Source organism: Nostoc flagelliforme FACHB-838 (assembly GCF_014698065.1).
In the GTDB taxonomy this organism is placed as follows: domain Bacteria; phylum Cyanobacteriota; class Cyanobacteriia; order Cyanobacteriales; family Nostocaceae; genus Nostoc; species Nostoc flagelliforme_B.
Genome location: NZ_JACJSI010000494.1, coordinates 1 through 3,853, shown reverse-complemented (window position 1 = coordinate 3,853; position 3,853 = coordinate 1). Strand labels below are relative to the sequence as shown.

General features: G+C 43.7%; 2 protein-coding genes. Both read left to right on the top strand.

Annotated elements, in window-relative coordinates:
• The first annotated feature begins 466 nt into the window (after nt 1–466).
• Nucleotides 467–913 carry a hypothetical protein gene (locus H6G97_RS47285; protein ID WP_190947277.1) on the top strand — a complete coding sequence of 149 codons (447 nt, stop codon included), beginning with the start codon at nt 467–469 and terminating at the stop codon, nt 911–913.
• A gap of 204 nt (nt 914–1,117) precedes the next feature.
• On the top strand, nt 1,118–3,253 hold the full coding sequence (locus tag H6G97_RS47280) for a strawberry notch-like NTP hydrolase domain-containing protein (RefSeq protein WP_242056111.1): 2,136 nt from the start codon (nt 1,118–1,120) through the stop codon (nt 3,251–3,253).
• Nucleotides 3,254–3,853: the final 600 nt, after the last annotated feature.

The following is a 3,853-nucleotide window of genomic DNA, read 5'->3' as shown; positions in this document are numbered from 1 at the left end:
ATCAAGATTTAGGGGTTGTCAAAGCGCTACGAAAACCAGTCTCCAAGCTGGATTTGTCTCCTTTTCCTGCACCCTCTTGACAAATGTGCAATCACTCTAACCTCTCACTGATGCATCTATGCTGTGATGACACGTATTATGTTACGTCGTCTTGCTGCCTAAAGATTTTCTTTATAAATGGTTTCTCATAGACTTAACTCTAACGTTTATCTTTGAGTAAATTTATAAACATAATACTTGAAATATTTAAATAGGTAAACGCTAAAATCTGCTTTATTTTGTAAATAAATTTTAAAGTAATGGAGGAATTTGACTATATTAAATCAGAGAGACGCTACGCTAATTTTAGAGTGAAGTCCTCTCTTGAAGAGAGGATATGTTCAAATCCGCTTCACATTTGAACAAGGCTTAAAAACCCTTTGCGTAAATCAATTGAAAATTACAAATACTTAGTTGAAGAATAATCATGGATATGCAATCTCTACTCACCTTGGCAATCGTAGTCATCTTTTGGGCATTCGTTACTCTCGTTATGTTCCAGTTCATTAACGGACTATTTGTATCAACTGCTTACGCTACTAAAGTGGTTCCAGTTAGCAATCTAAATATAGCTGCTTCTAAAATCCCATCAGTATCAGAAATAATCACACCACTTGCTCGGACTTTTGAAAAATTGCCAGATCCTTGGACATTAGAGGATGAAGTTGTTCATTGTACCAGTAACGAAGCAGTTATTCTCTCATTCCCTACATTGAGATTGTTGCCTCCAGTTAAAAAAGTTTCGCCACAACCAAAACTTACTACTCGTTTAAATAAAGCTAACAATGCTGCCAATAAATCACCGAAAACTCAAAAGGCTGATGTAAAGTCTTCAGGCAAGCGCAAGCCAGGTAGACCGCGTAAAACTGCATAAAACTAAGAAGGTAAAAGGGGGAAGGGATAAAATTCCCTTTCTCTATTCCCTTTTACTAATACTTTATTCTTAGCCTCCGACTGATCAACGGAGGTTAACTTATTTCCTGAAAAATAGTGAACGTTATGTGCCTGTTTGATAGTTAACAAAGCCCACATATTAGCTTCGCTTTTTCAAAAGTGAAAATTAAAATTATATAGTCCAATGGTACAGCAACTTTTCACTCAAGGTTCTTTATTCGATTTACAAACAGTAATCGATTATGGGCAATCAGTTATTAATGTTGCTCAAGAGCTTGCAAAAGTTTTAATAGATAATCGCCCTCTCTCTACAAAAACTGTTTCTTCCCAGATGAATCGCTACTTTTTAGGCACTGCCGCGTCTGGTGCATGGCAATGGAAAGATGCTTACGAAGCTGTGGAAGTGGCGCAAATATTATATCTGCGTCAAAAAGGTTACAAGCTTTTATTAGAGTCGTCACAAACGGTATTATTGGAATTAGAAAAGCTAGTAGCCCTGTGCCCAACGCAAACACGGCGCAGTGAAGAGTCAGTACAGCTTCAGCAATTCTCGACACCGTTGCCGCTTGCTTATCTGGTAGCCAAAGCAGGATTTATACAAGCTACTGATTTGATTCTGGAGCCAAGTGCCGGAACTGGTCTATTAGCACAAATGGCTAAACTGCACAGTGCAAGTCTGATGCTCAACGAACTCGCACCCGACAGAAGTAAGATTCTGCGGCGATTATTCCCTGGCACACCATTATTCTCAGTTAACGCGGAACAGATTAACGACTATCTGGTTGGTAAAACTCAGCCCTCAGTTGTGCTGATGAATCCACCTTTTTCCGCATCTCCCAAAATCAGCAGTCGTAATCCCGACGCAACAAAGAGGCATATCAACTCGGCATTGCAAAGACTGGCTGACGGTGGACGGCTGGTAACAATCACAGCCAACTGGTTCTCACCTAATAATCCCACTTGGCGCGAGACTTTTGTTAGGTGGCACTCGGAAGCACGAGTTTTAATGTCAGTCGGGGTTAACGGCAAGGTTTACTCAAAACATGGGACGACGATGGAAACCCGAATTACGGTAATCGATAAAGTCCCGGCTGATAATCACAGGCAAATCCCCTGTATTCCCGAAACCTTGGACTTGCCCGAACTGCTGGCGTTGATTCAGCAACTGCCACAGCGATCTTCGTGGGAACGCTCAGATATCAAAGCTGCTGCTGCGATGGCGTACCCGCCCGCCGTAGGCATCACAAAAGTCGTTCAATTGCCAAAGCGTATTACAGTTGCACAACCAGAAACAGTTTCCTTTCTTCCAGACGACATAGTAGTGTTGGAATACCAAGTCGTCGAATGGTCTGCTACTGAAGGACTCAAAGATACTTTATATGAAACCTATCGTCCACAGCGAATCCGAATCAAGGACGCTTTACCTCATCCCTCGCTGCTTTGCGAAAGTGCAGCCCTAGCACTTGTTTCGCCACCAGCACCAACCTACAAACCGCATCTTCCTAGCAACATTATCATACAAGGCTTGTTGTCAGAGGCACAACTTGAAAGCGTTATTTACGCAGGTCAGGCGTACTGTGAATTTCTGTCTGAGTCTTATATTGTTGATGACTCATGGGATAGTGTGACTGTCGCGGCTCAGGGCGAAGAAAACGCTGTTAGATTTCGCCGTGGCTGGTTTCTTGGCGATGGGACGGGTGCCGGTAAGGGTAGACAATGTGCGGGAATCATCCTCGACAACTGGTGTCAGGGGCGCTCTAAAGCCATTTGGGTATCTAAAAGTTCTGCGTTAATTGAAGATGCCCGTAGGGACTGGTGTGCTTTAGGAGGTGATGCAAAGGACATTATCGACCTCTCAAATATCAAGCTAGGCGACCCCATTCCTTTCACCCAAGGCATTCTCTTCTGCACCTACTCAACTCTACGTTCTCAAAAGAACGGCAAAAGTCGGCTCAAGCAAATCGTTGAGTGGGCAAGAGCAGACTTTGAGGGAGCGATCGCTTATGACGAGTGTCACGCGATGGGTAACGCAATGGCGCAAGAGGGCAAACTCGGTATGGTTGCAGCGTCCCAGCAAGGCATTGTTGGGCTGAGGTTGCAAAACGCATTACCGCAGGCACGGGTTGTCTATGTCTCTGCAACCGGAGCGACGAAGGTTTCTAACCTGTCTTATGCAAATCGTCTGGGGCTTTGGCAGACTGGAGATTTCCCGTTTACCTCCCGTGAGGATTTTGTGGAATCCATTGAGGGCGGTGGTATCGCCGCGATGGAAGTGGTAGCCCAATACGGTTCGGTTAAGAATATTTGTAGGTTGAGTTGAACGAAGTGAAACCCAACAAACCCCGCAAAATGTTGGGTTTCGTTCCTCAACCCAACCTACACATTTTTATTTTTTGGGCTTAACCGAACCGTATTGAGTGGTAGCCAGGGATCTCAAGGCTTTGGGACTCTATCTGGCGCGGAGTCTCAGTCTAATAAAGCTACGGTAAGGCTGACACCGGCTTGATGGCTGCGGGTTTATGTGAGTAGGTTCCGCAGGTTTGCTTTTGTTGAAGGAAATTGGCTAAGGATTTCTCAATTTCTGGCTTATAGGTGCAGACTTTTTGGCTAAGTGCGGTATATTTTATTGCGGGCACTCTCTGTAAATATCGCCATACCAAGTAAAAATTCCTGTGCTACAGTCCGTACAAGCCGATAATCAAAACAAATTCAAGATAAATCCTGCTTTTCGTAACGTAGTCATGCTCCTAAACCTCGTCTAGGTTGAGACCCGTAGTTTTTCCTCATCAGGTTTGAGATGAGTTGTCACCCACAAACGATCTGCTACTGTATTGGGAGAGGCATTAATTTGTTGTTGAAATACTGAAACCTGTTCAATTAGGTCAGACTGACGCTCATAGCAAGTATGATATGTAACATC